The 18,710-nt window shown below is 42.7% G+C and carries 16 protein-coding genes, 1 pseudogene and 1 riboswitch; of the genes and pseudogenes, 11 read left to right on the top strand and 6 right to left on the bottom strand.

The window, feature by feature from the left end:
* The first annotated feature begins 185 nt into the window (after positions 1-185).
* On the top strand, positions 186-1,340 hold the full coding sequence (locus TRQ2_RS07375) for a serine-pyruvate aminotransferase (RefSeq protein WP_012311122.1): 1,155 nt from the start codon (positions 186-188) through the stop codon (positions 1,338-1,340).
* A gap of 5 nt (positions 1,341-1,345) precedes the next feature.
* The gene (locus TRQ2_RS07370; RefSeq protein WP_012311121.1) at positions 1,346-2,266 is read left to right on the top strand and encodes a hydroxypyruvate reductase; all 921 of its coding nucleotides are present in this window, start codon (positions 1,346-1,348) and stop codon (positions 2,264-2,266) included.
* Here TRQ2_RS07370 and TRQ2_RS09905 read toward each other — a convergent pair.
* A complete protein-coding gene (locus TRQ2_RS09905; RefSeq protein ID WP_148202950.1) occupies positions 2,247-2,399 on the bottom strand; it encodes a hypothetical protein in 153 nt (50 codons plus the stop codon). The two genes, TRQ2_RS07370 and TRQ2_RS09905, sit on opposite strands and share 20 nt — an antisense overlap.
* A gap of 136 nt (positions 2,400-2,535) precedes the next feature.
* On the opposite strand from TRQ2_RS09905, the gene TRQ2_RS07365 reads away from it, so the two are divergent.
* The 3 genes from TRQ2_RS07365 to pelF (TRQ2_RS07355) all read left to right on the top strand — a co-directional run bounded on the left by TRQ2_RS07365 (position 2,536) and on the right by pelF (TRQ2_RS07355) (position 5,789).
* Positions 2,536-3,519 carry an ATP-binding cassette domain-containing protein gene (locus TRQ2_RS07365; RefSeq protein ID WP_012311120.1) on the top strand — a complete coding sequence of 328 codons (984 nt, stop codon included), beginning with the start codon at positions 2,536-2,538 and terminating at the stop codon, positions 3,517-3,519.
* 4 nt (positions 3,520-3,523) lie between these two features.
* Positions 3,524-4,294 carry an ABC transporter permease gene (locus TRQ2_RS07360; RefSeq protein ID WP_012311119.1) on the top strand — a complete coding sequence of 257 codons (771 nt, stop codon included), beginning with the start codon at positions 3,524-3,526 and terminating at the stop codon, positions 4,292-4,294.
* Positions 4,295-4,382: 88 nt separating this feature from the next.
* Positions 4,383-5,789 (top strand): GT4 family glycosyltransferase PelF, encoded by a 1,407-nt coding sequence (pelF, locus tag TRQ2_RS07355; RefSeq protein WP_012311118.1) that lies wholly within the window; start codon positions 4,383-4,385, stop codon positions 5,787-5,789.
* Here the strand turns inward: pelF (TRQ2_RS07355) and TRQ2_RS07350 are convergent.
* From TRQ2_RS07350 to TRQ2_RS07335, 4 genes are read right to left on the bottom strand one after another with little or no spacing between them, the layout of a single operon-like run.
* Positions 5,722-6,558 carry a hypothetical protein gene (locus TRQ2_RS07350; protein ID WP_012311117.1) on the bottom strand — a complete coding sequence of 279 codons (837 nt, stop codon included), beginning with the start codon at positions 6,556-6,558 and terminating at the stop codon, positions 5,722-5,724. The two genes, pelF (TRQ2_RS07355) and TRQ2_RS07350, sit on opposite strands and share 68 nt — an antisense overlap.
* Positions 6,524-7,720, bottom strand: coding sequence for a GAF domain-containing protein (locus tag TRQ2_RS07345; protein ID WP_012311116.1), 1,197 nt, complete (start codon positions 7,718-7,720; stop codon positions 6,524-6,526). The genes TRQ2_RS07350 and TRQ2_RS07345 overlap by 35 nt, the downstream gene beginning before the upstream one ends.
* A complete protein-coding gene (pelG, locus tag TRQ2_RS07340) occupies positions 7,717-9,093 on the bottom strand; it encodes an exopolysaccharide Pel transporter PelG (RefSeq protein ID WP_012311115.1) in 1,377 nt (458 codons plus the stop codon). The genes TRQ2_RS07345 and pelG overlap by 4 nt, the downstream gene beginning before the upstream one ends.
* Positions 9,083-11,233 (bottom strand): DUF2194 domain-containing protein, encoded by a 2,151-nt coding sequence (locus TRQ2_RS07335; protein WP_012311114.1) that lies wholly within the window; start codon positions 11,231-11,233, stop codon positions 9,083-9,085. Before TRQ2_RS07335 ends, pelG begins: the two co-directional genes overlap by 11 nt.
* Here TRQ2_RS07335 and TRQ2_RS07330 point away from each other — a divergent pair, their 5' ends adjacent.
* On the top strand, positions 11,234-12,205 hold the full coding sequence (locus TRQ2_RS07330) for an MJ1477/TM1410 family putative glycoside hydrolase (protein ID WP_012311113.1): 972 nt from the start codon (positions 11,234-11,236) through the stop codon (positions 12,203-12,205). It abuts the gene before it with no gap.
* A pseudogene (gene pelF / locus TRQ2_RS07325) lies at positions 12,183-13,604 on the top strand (GT4 family glycosyltransferase PelF). The gene TRQ2_RS07330 and the pseudogene pelF (TRQ2_RS07325) overlap by 23 nt, the downstream one beginning before the upstream one ends.
* Here the strand turns inward: pelF (TRQ2_RS07325) and TRQ2_RS07320 are convergent.
* Positions 13,558-13,974, bottom strand: coding sequence for a hypothetical protein (locus TRQ2_RS07320; RefSeq protein WP_012311111.1), 417 nt, complete (start codon positions 13,972-13,974; stop codon positions 13,558-13,560). The pseudogene pelF (TRQ2_RS07325) and the gene TRQ2_RS07320 overlap by 47 nt on opposite strands.
* Positions 13,975-15,234: 1,260 nt before the next feature.
* Positions 15,235-15,413: riboswitch (Lysine riboswitch) on the top strand.
* Between the two features lie 87 nt (positions 15,414-15,500).
* Between TRQ2_RS07320 and TRQ2_RS07305 the strand changes: the two genes are divergently transcribed.
* Genes TRQ2_RS07305 through dapB form a run of 4 tightly spaced genes read left to right on the top strand, consistent with a single transcriptional unit; the run spans position 15,501 to position 18,709 of the window.
* On the top strand, positions 15,501-16,478 hold the full coding sequence (locus TRQ2_RS07305; RefSeq protein ID WP_012311110.1) for an aspartate-semialdehyde dehydrogenase: 978 nt from the start codon (positions 15,501-15,503) through the stop codon (positions 16,476-16,478).
* Between the two features lie 4 nt (positions 16,479-16,482).
* Positions 16,483-17,193 carry a diaminopimelate epimerase gene (dapF, locus tag TRQ2_RS07300; protein ID WP_011943765.1) on the top strand — a complete coding sequence of 237 codons (711 nt, stop codon included), beginning with the start codon at positions 16,483-16,485 and terminating at the stop codon, positions 17,191-17,193.
* Positions 17,178-18,062 (top strand): 4-hydroxy-tetrahydrodipicolinate synthase, encoded by an 885-nt coding sequence (gene dapA / locus TRQ2_RS07295; RefSeq protein WP_012311109.1) that lies wholly within the window; start codon positions 17,178-17,180, stop codon positions 18,060-18,062. The genes dapF and dapA overlap by 16 nt, the downstream gene beginning before the upstream one ends.
* Entirely contained in the window at positions 18,059-18,709 is a 651-nt protein-coding gene (gene dapB / locus TRQ2_RS07290) for a 4-hydroxy-tetrahydrodipicolinate reductase (protein ID WP_012311108.1), read from the top strand. Before dapA ends, dapB begins: the two co-directional genes overlap by 4 nt.
* Position 18,710: the final 1 nt, after the last annotated feature.

Here is an 18,710-nt window from a genome sequence, read left to right as displayed (position 1 = left end):
AAATTTGTGTTTACACCATCAATGGTCGTTGTATAATATTCCCAACACCTCTCAAGATTATAGCAAACAGATTTTTTGCTTTCTCGTTCCTTTTGATAAATATGCTTCATCCGTCTGTAAAAATTCTGGTAGTATAATTAGTTAAAAAAATAACAAGCACCACCATCCTGGAAAGGGGGAGTTCCATGGGAAAGTTTCTTAAGAAACACTACATAATGGCACCTGGACCAACACCAGTCCCAAACGATATTTTAACAGAAGGAGCGAAGGAAACAATACACCACAGAACACCTCAGTTTGTTTCCATAATGGAAGAGACCCTCGAAAGTGCAAAGTACGTCTTTCAGACAAAACACAACGTGTACGCCTTTGCTTCCACAGGAACTGGCGCTATGGAAGCAGCGGTGGCGAATCTTGTGAGCCCTGGAGACAAAGTGATCGTGGTTGTGGCTGGAAAGTTCGGTGAAAGATGGAAAGAGCTCTGTCAGGCTTACGGTGCTGATATCGTAGAAATCGCCCTCGAATGGGGAGACGCGGTCACACCTGAACAGATCGAAGAGGCTCTCAACAAAAACCCCGATGCAAAGGTCGTCTTCACCACCTACAGTGAGACATCAACGGGTACAGTCATAGACCTCGAAGGAATTGCCAGAGTCACGAAGGAAAAAGACGTTGTTCTTGTGACAGACGCTGTCAGCGCTCTTGGAGCAGAACCACTGAAGATGGATGAATGGGGTGTGGATGTCGTTGTCACAGGTTCACAGAAGGGTTTGATGTTACCTCCAGGACTGGCACTCATCTCTCTCAACGACAAAGCGTGGGGGCTCGTGGAAAAATCCAGATCTCCAAGGTACTACTTCGATCTGAGGGCCTACAGGAAATCTTACCCCGACAATCCTTACACCCCCGCAGTAAACATGATATACATGTTGAGAAAGGCTCTTCAGATGATAAAAGAGGAAGGCATAGAAAACGTATGGGAAAGGCACAGAATACTGGGAGACGCAACAAGAGCAGCGGTGAAAGCACTTGGACTGGAACTCCTTTCGAAAAGACCTGGGAACGTTGTAACAGCCGTGAAAGTGCCTGAGAGCATCGATGGAAAACAGATTCCCAAGATCATGAGAGACAAGTACGGTGTGACCATCGCCGGTGGACAGGCTAAACTCAAGGGAAAAATATTCAGGATAGCACACCTCGGATACATGTCACCTTTCGACACCATAACTGCCATTTCCGCTCTCGAATTCACTTTGAAGGAACTCGGTTATGAGTTCGAACTCGGAGTCGGTGTTAAGGCAGCCGAAGCTGTCTTCGCTAAAGAATTCATTGGGGAGTGATGGAGATGGCGAGATACAGAGTGCACGTGAACGATCCTCTCGATAAAGAGGCAACACAGCTTCTTATGAACAAAGAGGAACTCGAAGTCACATCGGAACACCTAGAAAAAGACGAATTGATGAAGATCATACCGGAAGTCGATGTTCTTGTCGTCAGAAGCGCCACTAAAGTCACAGCCGACATCATAGAGGCCGGGAAAAATCTGAAGATCATCGCCAGGGCAGGCATCGGGCTGGACAACATAGACGTTCAAAAGGCCAAGGAAAAAGGAATAAAAGTGCTCAACACACCAGGTGCTAGTGCTCCATCCGTGGCAGAACTCGCGATGGGTTTGATGCTTGCTTGTGCTCGCCACATAGCAAGAGCTACCATATCTCTCAAAGAAGGAAAATGGGAGAAGAAAGCACTCAAAGGAAAGGAACTTCTTGGAAAAACGCTGGGACTCATCGGATTTGGAAACATTGGGCAGGAAGTGGCAAAAAGAGCCCTTGCCTTTGGAATGAAAATCATCGCTTACGATCCCGCGAAACCCGAAACAGATCTACCTGTTGAATACGTGGATCTGGACACTCTTTTCAAAGAAAGCGACTTCATTTCCCTGCATGTGCCTCTCACAGAATCAACCAGGCATATCATAAACAGAGAGAGTATCGCGAAGATGAAAGACGGTGTCATCATAGTAAACACAGCCCGTGGGGGAACAATCGACGAAGAAGCCCTGTACGAAGCCCTTGTGAGTGGAAAAGTTTACGCTGCAGGGCTCGACGTCTTCGAAGTGGAACCACCAACAGATGAAATCAGAAGGAAACTTTTGAGCTTGGACAACGTTGTCGCCACTCCCCACATAGGTGCCTCTACAGATGAAGCTCAGAATAGAGTTGGAATAGAACTCGTGGAAAAGATTTTCAAGGAACTGGGAATTTGAAGCCGGGGGTTGTCTCCCGGCTTTTTTTCTTCTTTACGGATCTGAACATTATTCTCACGTTCAAAGCAAGGAATTCGTAAGTGAAAAGTAAAACGCAAAAGAGAAGAACGAAAAAATCCCGTACTCTCTCCATGTTTTCCCCCTCCAAGTTAATAGATCCTTTTCTCCGTCTTCAGGTTCAAACCGATTGACATATCCATGCATATTATTTTATAATCCCAGAGGATATATCTATCGATATATCTTTTGACTCTATGGAGGTGTCAGAGATGGAAGACATTATCGTCGTGGAAAACCTGGTGAAAAAGTTCGGAGATTTCGAAGCGGTCAAAGGAGTCAGCTTTTCAGTGAAGAAAGGAGAAGTTTTCGCTTTTCTTGGCCCAAACGGAGCGGGAAAAACCACCACCATTCACATGCTCACCACGCTTCTGAAACCGACGAGTGGGAAAGCATGGGTCGCCGGTCATGACGTGCTGAAAGAACCTCGAGAGGTTAGAAGAAAAATCGGTATAGTCTTTCAGGATCAATCACTGGACAGAGAGCTCACCGCGTATGAAAACATGTACATACACGGAAAAATATACGGCTACGGTGGAGAGAAACTCAAAAAGAGAATCCTTGAACTTCTCGAGTTCGTGGAACTTCTGGAGTTCAAAGACAAACCGGTCAAAACGTTCAGTGGGGGCATGGCAAGAAGGCTCGAAATAGCTCGCTCCTTAATACATGAACCGGAGGTTCTCTTTCTTGACGAACCCACCATTGGCCTCGATCCGCACACAAGGGCACACATATGGGAATACATCTCGAAAATGAAAAAAGAACACAACATGACAATCTTTCTCACCACCCATTACATGGACGAGGCAGAACAGCTTGCTGACAGAGTGGCGATCATAGATCACGGTAAAATCATAGCACTCGGAACTCCAACCGAGTTGAAGCGAATGGTTGGAAAAGAGATTATCTACGTGAGATTCTCTGAAACCGTTGAATGTCTCGAAGGCGACTTCATAGAGTCGTGTAGAAAACTCCCCGATGGAAGGCTGGAGCTGAACGTGGAAGATTCTGGAAGGGCGATACCGAAGATCTTTGAGCTGGCACAGCAGAAGGGTTTGAAAATAGAAGAAATCACCTACCACAAACCCACGCTCAACGACGTTTTCCTCCATCTCACGGGAAGAGAGCTCAGAGAGGAAGGACCGGAGAACTCTTTCAAAACCATGGCAAGAATGAGAATGAGGATGAGGAGGTAATAGCATGGCAGCCTTTGTGACGATGATCTACAGGCAGTTCATGAGATTCTTGAGGTCACGCTCGAGAGTCATTGGAATGATAATAAACCCTCTGATATGGATCATCTTCTTCGGACTGGGATGGAGTAAAGTTTTCGATAATCCCTGGGCGAGAATGATGTTTGGCGGAGTGGACTACTTGACTTACCTTGCACCTGGTATCTTCGCCATGACAGTTTTCAACATGAGTTTCATCAGCGGTGTGAGTTTGATCTGGGACAAACAGTTTGGCTTCTTCAAAGAGGTTCTGGTGGCTCCCTCTTCACGAAGACTCAGCATCACAGGTAGAATCGTTGGAGATGCGATCGTTACCGTTTTACAGGGACTTATAATTCTCGTCTTCAACTACTTCCTCGCAGAAAGTCTGAAAATATCCGGACTACTTCCCGCTCTCGCCGTTGGATTTCTCATGTCAGTTACCATTGCAAGCTTTGGTATTGCGCTTGCTTTGAAGATGGAAAGCACTGAGGGATTCCAGATGATCATGATGACTCTGATGATGCCTTTGGTCTTTCTGAGCGGTGCAATGTATCCCATCGATTCCATGCCAAACTGGATGAAGGCTCTTGCCTACATAAATCCCCTCACCTACGCGGTAGACGCCTCGAGAGGGTACTTAGTGGGAGAAAAAGTGATGAAGTTCTCTTTCGGCCTCGACTGGGGAATTCTCTCGATCTTGATGCTGGTGGGACTCATCCTCGCAATGGAAAGCTTCGAAAGAGCAAGGATAAGTTGAGATATCAACAGCAAAAACGAAGGCAGGGGGTTTCCCTGCCTTTTTGCTGGTATAATGAAATCGATGAGTTCATCAAGAGGTGGCACCTATGAAGATTGGACTTATTCTGGAAGGAACGTATCCTTACGTAACAGGCGGGGTTTCAAACTGGGTTCACACGCTGTTGACAAATCTTCCAGAATTTGAGTTTGAAATATACCATCTGAAAGCTGTCACAGAACCACAGACAATCAAGTACAAGATCCCAGAAAATGTGACAGCTGTACACGAGCTGAATATATTTGGTGATTTTGAATCTAACAGTGCTCAAAAAGCAAATTTAGAGTCTCTTGAAAGAATAATTTCACAACTTTCTTTCGGAAGGGATACACGTTCAATCGTCCCTCTCGCAATAGACTTCATCAGGGAAAACGCGGGGAAAAACGTTCGAAAAATGCTGAAAACGAAGGGATTCTGGAACGTTTTGTTGAAAATATACGAAGAATTCTTCTCGGAAAGAGGTCTTACCGAATTCTATTGGATGATAATGAACCTTTTCCTTCCTGTGGTTAATGTTCTCCAGTTTGTACCAAACAGATGTGATTTGTTCCACGTTCCAAGCACAGGATACGCTTCCTTGGTAGGTGTGAACGGAAAATTTGTTCATGACGTTCCTCTTGTGATAACAGAGCACGGTATTTATCACAAAGAGCGAGAAAGAGAGATAATCCTCTCCACCTGGGTACCAGATGCTTATAAACCCATGTGGATCGAACTTTTTCGAATTATAAGCATGATCGCCTATAGAGTTTCTGACGCTCTCATCACTCTTTACAGAAAAAACCAGATTTATCAACTCGAGCTCGGTGCTGATCCGGAAAAAATGTTCATCATACCAAACGGAATAAACGTGGAAGAATACGATCTTCCTCCAGAGAAACACGAAGGATTCGTGGTGGGATTTGTGGGACGCGTTGCCAGAATAAAAGATCTTAAAACCGCCATAAGAGCTATCAGTATTGTCAAGGAAGTGGTTGGAGAAAAACTGAAATTTTTGATAATAGGACCGGTCGACGCGGAAGATTACCTTGCCGAATGTAAAAGACTTGTCAGGGTTCTTCGACTAGAAGACACCGTTGAATTTCTAGGTCCTCAAAACGTGAAGGAGTACTACCCCAAGTTTGATCTTCTTCTTTTAAGCAGTGTTTCGGAAGGACAACCACTTGTGATACTCGAGGCGATGGCAGCAGGTGTTCCCATCGTTGCCACTGACGTGGGAGCATGCAGAGACATAATCTACGACAAAGACGGACAGTGCGGTATAATCGTCCCTCCAAAAGATCATTTTTCAATGTCAAAGGCTATCATAAAACTATATGAGGATAAAGAATTGAGAGATACTTTCTCGAAAAACGCAAAAAAGGTGGTCCAGAAGTACAGAGTGGAAACTATGATTGAGAAGTACCGGAATCTTTATCTTTCTCTGACTTCGAAAAAAACAGTTTCAACTGTCTGAGCTCAGGGTAATTTCTTCGTTTTAGAAGTTCGAATAGAAGTGTTCTGTAAATCAGTGGAGATCTCGTTTGTTTCAATCCTTCCCAAAGCACTTCCAGGTTCTGTTCTACTCTATATTTCATGATGAAGTATCTTTCGTCCTTGTCCAGCAACTTCAAGCGGTCCAGCAGCAGAAATCTGTAGTATTCTTTCAATTTGCCCGACACAAAATCCGCTTCCAGATAATCCCATACTCTCTTGTAGAGTTCCTCACTTTCACCATCGAGATTTTCGATATTTAAAAGAATCTCTTCCTCTTTTTCGAAAGATTTTTCCACTCTCTCAATACTTTCAGTCGTATAGAGTCCAACATCGACACCTGAGTTTTTCATCAATCTTTTCGAGGCAGAAATCAACCTTTCTGGAGGCACCTTTCCTTTTTCAACATCTTCAGATAGTCTCAAAATCGATCTCTTCTTGTCTTCATCCTGACCGAAGAAAATAGATTCTTTGAACGATCTTTTCATCAAGTTTATTCTTTCGACTTTTTGGGGTTTTTCCACCTCCTCGAAGCGGAGCTTTTTCTTTTTGAGAGGTACCACGAGGCCGAGAGGATACGTCATGATGGCGATCACTATCTGCGACACATCTCTATTCACGAGGAAACTTATCACGAGATTCAAACAGAGGATCATTATGAAAAAGGGATTCTCCCCTTGAAACAAAAGCCCTATGTTTAAAACTCCCAGTGCGAAATTAATGAGATTCACAATCCACAATTTCGACTTCACTTATCTCACTCTCCAAGCGCTTTTTTATGATGTTGAATCCTATCTCATCGCATAGGGGGAAGAGAAGCTTCAAAAGCAGATACTCTCCGTCTTCAGACATCTTTGTTGCCAGGTCGTTTCTCCTCAAGATTTTCAGAAGTTTTCCCAACTCCTCCCTTTTTATACGAACGCAAACTTCAATGAATGGTATCCCATGTTGAGCTTCTAAAACTTTCAAGCGATTTTTCTCTGTTTCGTAAAAGTCTGCAGGAAACGTACCATCTTTCAATCTGTATTTCTCGTACTTTTCGAACTCGAGTTTTCTCATGACGATGTGGATCCATGCGGCAAGCGCCGTGAGATATTCTTCCACGAGCTCCAGGTTATCTGTTGCGGTCTCCTCCACAGTTATTACCCCGAGGATGTTTTCTCCGTCACCTATCCTAACCGCCAGCCAAGGTTCATTCGATGACTTCACCTGATCTATAACATCCAGTATTCTGCCCACTCCCTCCTGTAGTGCTTTATCCACTACCAGAGAGACACCTTTTTTGAGAGAAAAACCCAGTTCAGGTCTTCCAATTCCCGCCGCCAACCGTAAAAAACCGTCCTTGTATCTGTACACATACATTCTCTTTACATCGAAATATTCCGAGACTATTTCCACAAACCTCTGTGCGAACTTCTCGAAGTCCTCGGTAAAAATTTCCCTGAGTTCTATCAACAAGGAACTGATTCCCGCCGATTCGTAGAAGAGTTTTTGATCCAGCGAATTGATCTGCTTCTTAAGTTTTCGAACTTCTTCTTCCAGTCTTGAGACATCCTCATTTCTGTAAGCAAGTTCAAGGGATAATCGTTCCATGTTCTTTACCCTAACTTCGTTTATCAGTGAGAGCACTGTGGAAATAACGAGCATTATGGAATTTGCGAGTGCAAAATCACTGGAGAAGTTCAAACCTTCCTCACTCAAAAATTTTGAAACCACTATGAAAGTGAAGAAAAGAATTGAACTGAACACATGAACGACTAGATCGTACCTGACACAGAAAATGAGAAGAGGAATCCAGTAAAAATTCAAAAAAGACTCTTTGAAAACGTCGGTTTTGTATAAATAATCGAACAGAAAAACAATACCATAGGAAATTAGAACCTCAACGAACCAGCTCTTCTTTCTCGGTTTCATCGAATCATCTCCTTTGGTTTCCAGGAAGTTTTCTTTACTTTTTCCAGGCCGAGTGGTTGCTTTGTGTAAACCTCGTAGAGAAAATCTTTCGACTTGAACCTCAAAAGAAGGTAGAGAAAACCTCCAGAAAAAGCCACAGCGAAACTAAGACCCGGTATATTTTCTATGAAAAAAACAGACAGGATCATGTTAGAAGTCAAAACAAGAGCAGTTCCCTCCAGGGCAATACCGTAATACTCAAAATGAAGCGACGCAACAAGCAGGGACATAAAGGCTATGTTCATACTAACTCCAACAACATCCCAGACGAAAATTCTGTTGAAACTTTCAGAAAGGTTGAACCACAATCTGAGAGAATCTCTGAGAAGGAAACAGGAAATCATCGCTACCATGTTCAGCGCAAACATATTGGAAAAAGCGTGTCGCAATGAAAGTGAAAGCTTTTTCAGATTCTCACTTATAACGCGCATCGGTTTATCGCTCACTATTGATTGCATGAGACCTTTGTAATTTCTTTGAAAGACAGTTTCCATACTTAGATTGAACACCACCAGACTCGGTATGAAAAACAGACTCGCCATGAACTTCGGTATGTCGTATTCTGGAGACATGAAAAATCCAGGTGCGATTTCAATCCCTTTTACTTTCCAGGCAATAAAGTTGTCGATCCAGATCGAAAGATAATAAAAGTATCCGATAAACAGGAGCTGAGGATGCTTTCTTGTTAGCAGAAGAAAATCAAATCCTATTCGGATCGAGCTTCTCAAATAGCTAAGAATGAGAAAATTCAGCATGAAGATTATCAGACCTATTCCAATGTCCAGTGTCAAAAGAAGCTTCTCTTCCATTGAAATGTCCCAGAAACGCGCAAGGAGAACAGAAACCACGATGCCACCTGCAAAAGCCAAAACTGCAAGCGATTCTTTCTCCGTTACAGAAGCAAACTGCATCAAAATCCAGACAAGCGAAAAGCCAACAAAAGTGTAACAGGCAAGGATCTTTTGAACCAGAGAATATTGATCGTTCACGGCAAAAAATATCAATCCGATCACAAGCGAAACAGAAAAAACCAGTAATACAGCACCTATATAGCTCTCATAGATCTTTCTCTGATCCCTTGAATAGATACAATTTGCTAGAAATCTGGAAATGAGAAAAGACATACCACCAGCGATTATCATTGAAAAGATGAGAGAATAACTCAACACACTGAGAAAGAAGGGAGAAGTTGAGAACCACCTGGACGACCATATGATGTAAAACAAAACCACCAACCACGGTGCAAAGTATACAAACGTCGAATAGAAAAATGCGAGCACATCTGAAAAAAGGTTGTTTCTTGAAAACAGAAGGTCAAAGCTCTTACCTGCCATCTTCTATTACCTCCGAGATCTCCATTTTGTATTTCCTCATCTCCACCACGCAAAGATCTTTATCTCTGAACAGGATCACCCCACCATGTACGTTCACATCGCCTTTAGCTTTCAAAAAGAAATACCGGGGAAGTTCAGCTGTTCTCGGAAGAACAATCACTATTTTTTTGTCATGATACAAAATTCTTGGCTTGTTTTCAAAATAATCTTTGAAAGTGTTGTATAGTTCCTTTGAATCCATATTTCTAAGCCAGGGATAATTTTCCTTCATGATTCGGAAGAAAGACCTGAGTTGATCAAACATCTCATTCCAACTGTACCTTTCTGGATTTCTGTCAAGACTTATGACATCGTCTGGATGAGAAAAGTGATGATAGGTTCCAAGATTCAAAAGGGTAGACACCGTTTCCATGAGAAGTCTCTGAAGAGGGTAGCAACCGCTCGTTGTTCTTGGGAGTATCAATACATCATCCAGTAAAGTGAACTCTCCTGTACTGTCTTCTAGTGAATACGCCGTACCTATCACCTTTATCGTTGGAAATACACTTTTGAGAACTTCTATCCCTGACTGATCTATTTCGTTGTTTGGAGCCACAAAAGCTACAGGTTCGTAACTTGATGACAACTGACTAAGAAAAATTCTCAAAGACTTATATGCTTTTCCAAGTTCTTCTAAATCCCAATTCTCTGATTTCGGTGGCACATGATTGTAACCATGAATCCCTGTATCCACCCCTTCGTCTTCGATGAGGTTCTTCAAAATTTTGATAGAACTACTCTTTTGAAGGAACTCAAAAAAGCCGTCGTAATTTGTCTTCTGCTCGTAACTCGTTACGAGAGCGGTGATGGGTTTTATAGAAAAATCCTCACAAAGTTCTTTCATATCACGCCACCAGATTTTATAATAGAAGATTTCATCGGTTGTACCTAAAATATCGTATTCGATACCATATGCAGGAAGTGGAAAATCGTCGAGAAAGACGGAAAAAGCGTTTACCATAGGAGATATCACAAAATCGGACGCTTCGAGAAACTCATTGAACAGGATGCCTCTCGACCACTTTCCCAGAAGATCTTCAGGGAAAAAGACGAAAGCGCCCTTTTCTCTCTTCTCCATCCAAGAAACAGGTGTCCCATTAATTGTTATGAATGCTTTCGCGTTCTCGGGTGCTGGAATGTAGCCCACTTTTCTCTCACCAACGGTGATATCTTGAGGAATGTACAGATTTTCTTTTTCCAGAACGACTTCTCCCCGAATGTAATGCGCTCCACTTCCCACCAGTATTACAACACCGCCGTTTTCTAAGTAGGATTTTATTTCCTTTTCTTCCAAAAAGGATACGTTCGGAATCACGATTGCTCTGTATTTTTGAAGGACACCAGATCGGGAACTATCAACTTCAAAGAGGGCATATTCAAATATCTTCCTTATGTGATGATTTTCCCCGAGCATCAGCACTTTGTTTTCACGATAACCGACGACGATATCCTTGACAATTTTTCTTAAATCAACAACAGGCTTACCGTTCTCATTGAAAGCGTGATCGAAAAGCGCCATGCCGCCAAAAGGTCCGTAGAAGATTACCGGATGTTTTCCTTTTTCCGTCACAGCGTACGACACTATTTTGACATTCGAAGAAAACACTTCGAAACCATCGAATGCTTTTTTTACAGGAAGTGAGGGAAGTTTTATGAGGTATCCATCTTCGATCTCGTAGCTAAAAACCGTCTCCTGTCGCCAACCGTATCTGAAAGACACACCCAAAAGGTTCAGAAGAGAGTTTATATCGCTCAGAGAGGGATTATCCCCAGAAGAATCTTCAAACGCCCCCAGATTGTTTATGATGAACAGCTTGCCCCCATTCAAAAGGAAATCAACCAGTTTTTTCAAATATTTCTTCGCACCGGGCATCGAGGAAGAATAGTAACAGGTAATGACGAAATCGTAGTCCTCAAAATCGGGCAGTGATTTTTCCACGTCTACAAACTCGTAATCCTCCCCCAGAACTTCCAGCTCCGGAGCTAACCATGAAAGGATATTGTAACCATAACCTCCTTCAGAACCTTTGTAGAGGAGGAGAGTCTTAGAAAAGAAGGGGAACGCAAGCAGAACAAGAATCAAAAGGAGGAATTTTCTCATATGTCTCACCTCAAAAACATTCTGTCCATTATTATAGTATCATTGTTTTTCATTTCCTCCTGCTCAACGGTTATGTCAACAGAGGGATGGTTCATGCCTTTTGACAATTGGCTTTATCAACTCCAGAACGCTGATCCCGTGGAGATATCTTCATCCGGCTTTGAAATTGCCGTTATAGATTACTCAAAAGACGGAAGTGAAAGTGGAGAATATTCACCTGAAGAGATTAAAATCATGGTAGATGCGGAAGTTATTCCTGTTGCTTACGTCAACATTGGTCAGGCGGAGGACTATCGCTTTTACTGGAAAGAAAGTTGGTACACGAACACTCCTGAGTGGTTAGGTGAAGAAGATCCTGCTTGGCCAGGGAACTATTTTGTCAAATACTGGTACAATGAATGGAAAGAAATCGTGTTTTCATACCTCGATAGAGTCATCGATCAGGGATTCAAGGGAATCTACTTAGATAGGATCGATTCTTTTGAATACTGGGCTCAAGAAGGTGTTATTTCAAGACGAAGTGCTGCCAGAAAAATGATAAATTTCGTGCTGGAAATTGCTGAATACGTCAGAGAGAGAAAACCAGATATGCTGGTGATACTTCAAAACGGTGAGAGTATTCTCGATTTCGATGATGGACAGCTTGTTTCGGTTGTTTCGGGATGGGCTGTTGAGAACCTGTTTTATTTGAAAACAACTCCTCTTGAAGAAAATGAAACAAGGAGTAGATTGGAATATCTCATTAGATTGAATCGAGAGGGAAAATTCATTCTCTCTGTTGATTACGTCGATGACGGTTCTGATTCTTTTGAAAACATAAGCCGGATTCTGGATTACTACGAGAAGGCCAAAAGAAATGGATGTATACCGTACGCTGCTCGATCCGACTTGGAACTCGACGAAATGAATGTGATAGAGGGAATACAACCGCCGGAGGCAGTGAAAGATTATGAGAGTAGGACTTATCGCTGAGGGTTCCTATCCTTATATTACAGGGGGAGTATCGAGCTGGATTCAAACTCTTATTTCTAACCTTCCTGAGTTTGAATTTGAAATTTACCACCTCCGCCCCGATTAGAAGAAACGAGAGGTTAGATACAAAATACCAAAAAACGTTGTTCGTATACATGAAGTGAATATCTTTGGAGATTTTGACCCTGAAATACCTGAAGAAGCTAACCTTTCGGCACTTACCGAAATAACAAAGGCTATTGTTCAAAAACAAAATTTAGATGTTCTGGTCGAAAAACTGAAAGATTTCATAAGAAAAAACGCCGGAAAATATTTTCCAAAAATATTTTATAGTAAAGAATTTTGGAACCTTGTAGTTGAAACCTACAACGATTTTTTTAAACATAGAGGATTTACCGAATACTATTGGATAATTAGGAATCTAATCCTTCCTGTGGTGAATTCTTTGCAGTTTGTTCCAGAAAAATGCGATGTATTCCATGTTCCAAGTACAGGATATGCCTCCCTCGTTGGAATTGTAGAAAAACTTGTTCACAATTCCCCTTTGATAATAACTGAGCATGGTATTTATCACAGAGAAAGGGAAAGAGAGATAATTATTTCTAAATGGCTTCATGAAGACTATAAACCCATGTGGATAAACTTATTCAAAGCAATAAGTATGCTTGCCTACGATTTTTGCGATGTACTAACAACACTTTTCCAAAAAAACCAGATGTTCCAGTTAGAACTCGGTGCAAATCCAGAAAAAATGATAATAATTCCTAATGGAATCGACGTAGACAGTTTTGATCTGCCGAAAGAAGAACATGAAGGATTTGTTATTGGCTTTGTGGGGAAAGTAACAAGGATAAAAGATGTTAAAACAGCAATAAGATCAATAAGGATTGTCAAAGATGTTTTAAAAGACGAAAAAATAAAATTCTTGATAATTGGTCCTACCGATGAAGAAGAGGATTACTATGAGGAGTGTAAGGCGCTAACAAAAAATCTTTTCCTAGACGATGTTGTGGAATTTTTGGGACGTCAAAACGTGCGAGAATATTATCCCAAACTAGATCTTCTTCTTTTAAGCAGCGTCTCGGAGGGACAACCACTTGTAATATTGGAAGCAATGGCAGCGGGAGTTCCTGTCGTTGCTACTGATGTAGGAGCTTGTAGGGAAATTATCTACGATGAAAATGGGCAATGTGGCATTATTGTTCCTCCCAAGAATCACCTTATGATGGCAAAAGCTATTTTAAAATTGATTGAGGATAAGGAGATGAGAGATACATTTTCTAAAAATGCGAAAAAAGTTGTCCGTAAGAAATACAGACTCGATCTCATGAGAGAAAGGTATAAGAATCTCTTTATTCATCTTTACTCGTCTCAAAAGACTTTCTCAGCAAGAAATTGAGTCTTTTATAATCTCCCAACCTCAATAATTCCTTCAACAAAAGCCTATAAATTTCTTGTGATTTTGTTTTCAAAAAAACTTCCATGAGTATGGATACATCTCCTCTTACTTCATAGTGGAGAATAAAAAACCCTGGACTTTCATCTGGCGGATTTTTCAACTTCTCAAGTAAGAGATTTTTATAAAAACTACCCACTCTTCCCTCTAAAAACCCTGACCTTATGTAATCCAAAGCAACTTCATAATTATTTTCATTCAAATTCTCGATAATCTCTTGAAAAGATTTTTCAACTGCGCTAAAATGACTTTCTATTTTCCCTATCGCTTCAGACGCATATAATCCAACATCTGGATGAGGATCCAGTACCATTTTTTGAAGGATAGAAACGATAGTGTCTTTCTAAAGATAAATGAGAAAAAAAGAACGGAAATAACCACAACAGATTGCTTTCAAAAGCAGAAATAGAGAAGGTCAAAAAGTTTCCTAGAAACGTTTCCCTGAAGAATTTAAGCTTAAAGAATTTCCCCGCCATTTTTCTAAACTTTATTGCCCATTTGTTTCTACAATTCAAAAATTTATTGAATCACTTTTTTTGAAAAATATAGATTAGCAGCAAGTTAACTTTTGTTTTCCCACAGAAGACAAAACTAGACCAACTTGATCCAAAAAATATTATCTACAAAAAATAAGGAATGTTGAAACAGAAGCGAAAACAAACACGGGCATCAAAATTGAAATGTCTCCATAGTTCTAAGGATGTATTGAAACTCAAAAGGGAGGCGAGATAATGTGCAGACTGGCCGCGATTCCATACCTCTAAGGAAGTATTGAAACATATCAAATAGTCATCTTTCTTGATGATGGAACATACGGTTTCCATACCTCTAAGGAATTATTGAAACTCGACAGTGACGATTTTGTGTTAACATATGAATTTTGTTTCCATACCTCTAAGGAATTATTGAAACCCGTTGAGTTCAAGAGAAATTATACCACAAACACACTCTGAAAGCAAGATATTTTTTGATCTTCCATATCCTCCCTTTCCATAAACCATTCTAACACACAAGAGAGCACCTTCAAGTACTGTTTGGAAAAATGGAATAATTGCATAGTCAAACAAGAAAAAGAACACAGGCAAAAAACAGAAGATAAATTATATCAACCTAGGTCAGGGCATTTTGGGGTGTTTCTGGTAAAAATCGATTAGTTCCATGTTTCACAAATAGATGAAAGAAGGTATTCCTCAGTGTGTTAGAAGTTAACTATTAACTTCTCGAATTCAAAGCACTTACGCGTCATAGATTACCACAAATTCTCTTAATATTGTCTCTTCATATCATCCATTATTCTCTTTTTAACGCATAGCTTCCGGTACCACAAACCCGCATGAAATTTTTCGTTACCGGTAATTGCATACTCTGAATCAACCTTCCAATGCCCGGTACACACAATACCTACTTTGTGAATGATTGGAACTAACCTGGTTTGTATGAATAAAACATAATCAATTTTGATAAATAAATTTTTGTCTAACTTCAAACCCCTTATCGATTGTCACTTCAAAGTTAACCTTTCCTTAATTGTCTTCGGTTTGAAATACTGATACAATTAAGCTAAAATAGTCATTGACCCGACGGAGGCGCGCCCGAGATGAGTAGGCTGTCCCATCAGGGGAGGAATCGGGGACGGCTGAAAGGCGAGGGCGCCGAAGGGTGCAGAGTTCCTCCCGCTCTGCATGCCTGGGGGTATGGGGAATACCCATACCACTGTCACGGAGGTCTCTCCGTGGAGAGCCGATCGGGTCTGGAATCAGAAAAAGATTTCAGACCTGATTTGGCGTCTCTTCGGGGAGCGAAGAGACGCTTTTTTTATTAATTCAAGGAGGGATGAAGGTGAAAGTAGGAGTTGTTGGTGCCACGGGAGAAGTTGGAAGAACGATGGTAAAAGTACTCGAAGAATTCAACGTTCCCGTCACGGAGCTCAGGCTCTTCGCTTCGGAAAGATCTGTGGGTAAAGAAATTGAATTCAAAGGTGAGAAATTCAAGGTCGAGCTTCTCACGGAAGAATCGATGAAATGGAAGTGTGACTACCTCCTGTTTTCCGCGGGTGCCAGTGTTTCCAGAAAGTTCGCTCCCATCGCAGCCGAAAACGGAGTGACCGTGATAGATAACTCTTCTGCTTTCAGAATGGAGAAGGAAATACCCCTTGTGGTTCCGGAGGTAAACGCTCACCTTCTCAAGGGATACACAGGAATAATAGCAAATCCGAACTGTTCAACGATCCAGATGATCCTTTCCATCTACAAACTCCACGAAGTTTACGGAATAGAAGAGATCTTTGTGTCGACGTATCAGTCCGTCTCCGGCGCTGGTCATAAGGGGATAGAAGAACTCCTCGCTCAAGAAAGAGGAGAAAACGTGATGAAGGTCTTCCCAAAACCCATTCACAGAAACGTCATTCCTCTCATAGGTGATATACAGGAAAATCTTTTCTCTCAGGAAGAGATGAAGATGGTGAATGAAACAAGAAAAATTCTGAACGACTACTCGATAAGGGTGTATCCAACAACGGTGAGGGTGCCCGTTCTGTACGGACACTCTGAAGCGATCATGGTGAGATTCAAGAAACCCTACGAGTCTCTCGAAAAGGTAAGAGAAGTCATAGCTTCTGGAGAAGACGTGGTGGTGACGGACGATCTCATAACACCGGTGGATGTCGCAGGAAAGAACGAAACTTACGTTTGCCGACTCAGAGCGGCCGACGAAAGATCCATTCTTTTCTGGAACGTAGCGGACAACATCCGTGTGGGGGCTGCGACCAACGCCGTTAGAATTCTTCTGAAGCACGCTGAGATGAACGGAAAGGTGTGATAGTGTGTGCTATTCGGCCAATGGGAACACCTTCCTCATAGTTGACAACACGCAAAAGAGGATACCCGAAGAGAAAAAACCAGATTTTGTCAGGGAAAACGTGGGCGATCTGGATGGAGTCATATTCGTGGAGCTGGTCGATGGGAAATACTTCATGGACTACTACAACCGCGATGGGAGTATGGCGGCCTTCTGTGGGAACGGCGCAAGGGCCTTTTCTCAGTACCTCATAGACAGGGGCTGGATCAAAGAAAAAGAATTCACTTTCCTTTCCAGAGCTGGAGAAATAAAGGTAATCGTTGACGACAGTATCTGGGTGAGGATGCCGGGTGTTTCAGAAAAGAAAGAGATGAAGGTGGATGATTACGAAGGATATTTCGTCGTTGTGGGCGTTCCTCATTTCGTTATGGAAGTGAAAGGAATCGACGAACTGGATGTGGAAAAACTCGGAAGAGATCTCAGGTACAAAACAGGCGCGAACGTGGATTTCTACGAGGTACTTCCCGACCGCCTCAAGGTGAGAACATACGAAAGAGGAGTGGAAAGGGAAACAAAAGCCTGTGGAACGGGTGTTACGTCTGTTTTCGCCGTGTATCGAGATAAAACAGGGGCAAAAGAGGTGAAGATCCAGGTTCCAGGAGGCACACTCTTTCTGAAAGAAGAAAACGGAGAAATCTTTCTCAGGGGGGATGTGAAAAGATGTTCAGAGGAGTAGGAACTGCTATCGTTACACCATTCAAAAATGGTGAGCTTGATCTTGAGTCTTACGAGAGGCTTGTCAGGTATCAGCTCGAAAACGGCGTCAACGCGCTGATCGTCCTTGGAACGACAGGTGAATCACCAACCGTCAACGAAGACGAGAGAGAAAAGCTCGTTTCCAGAACTCTCGAGATCGTCGATGGGAAAATCCCTGTGATCGTGGGAGCGGGAACGAATTCCACCGAAAAAACGCTGAAACTCGTCAAGCAGGCGGAAAAACTCGGAGCAAACGGAGTTCTTGTGGTCACCCCGTATTACAACAAGCCCACACAGGAAGGACTCTATCAGCACTACAAGTACATCTCTGAGAGAACGGATCTCGGGATCGTTGTTTACAACGTGCCCGGAAGAACCGGTGTGAACGTTCTCCCGGAAACTGCTGCAAGGATCGCTGCGGACCTCAAGAACGTGGTGGGAATAAAAGAGGCGAACCCGGATATAGACCAGATAGACAGGATGGTATCACTGACAAAACAGGCAAGAAGCGATTTCATGGTGTGGTCCGGCAACGATGATAGAACGTTCTATCTCCTCTGCGCGGGTGGAGACGGCGTCATCTCTGTTGTGTCGAACGTGGCACCGAAACAGATGGTAGAACTCTGCGCAGAGTACTTCAGCGGAAACCTCGAAAAATCGAGGGAGGTTCACAGAAAACTCAGACCTCTCATGAAGGCACTGTTCGTGGAAACAAATCCGATACCAGTTAAAGCCGCTTTGAATCTCATGGGATTCATCGAGAACGAGCTGAGACTACCGCTTGTACCTGCCAGTGAAAAGACGGTGGAACTTCTCAGAAACGTTCTCAAGGAGAGTGGATTGCTATGAAGTACGGAATAGTCGGTTATTCCGGAAGGATGGGCCAGGAGATCCAGAAGGTCTTCTCGGAGAAAGGGCATGAACTCGTTTTGAAGGTGGATGTGAACGGTGTCGAGGAGCTGGGTTCTCCAGATGTCGTGGTAGACTTTTCTTCACCTGAAGCGCTTCCGAAAACGGTGGAGCTGTGTAAAAAATACAGGGCTGGCCTCGTTCTGGGAACAACTGCCCTGAAAGAAGAACATCTCCAGATGTTGAGGGAGCTTTCGAAAGAAGTACCCGTTGTTCAGGCTTACAACTTCTCCATTGGCATAAACGTTCTGAAGAGGTTCCTCTCGGAACTCGTCAAAGTCCTCGAAGATTGGGATGTTGAGATCGTGGAGACGCACCACCGCTTCAAAAAGGACGCACCTTCCGGAACCGCGATTCTTCTGGAGAGCGCACTGGGAAAGAGTGTTCCCATTCACTCACTGAGAGTGGGTGGTGTTCCGGGAGATCACGTGGTCGTTTTTGGAAACATAGGTGAGACGATCGAGATAAAGCACAGGGCGATTTCGAGGACTGTTTTCGCCATAGGAGCCCTGAAAGCGGCGGAGTTTCTTGTGGGAAAAGATCCCGGTATGTACAGTTTCGAAGAAGTGATCTTTGGAGGTGAGTGAG

Origin of the sequence: Thermotoga sp. RQ2, from assembly GCF_000019625.1 — a bacterium.
Lineage (GTDB): Bacteria > Thermotogota > Thermotogae > Thermotogales > Thermotogaceae > Thermotoga > Thermotoga maritima.
This window is presented reverse-complemented; position numbering and strand designations above follow the sequence as displayed.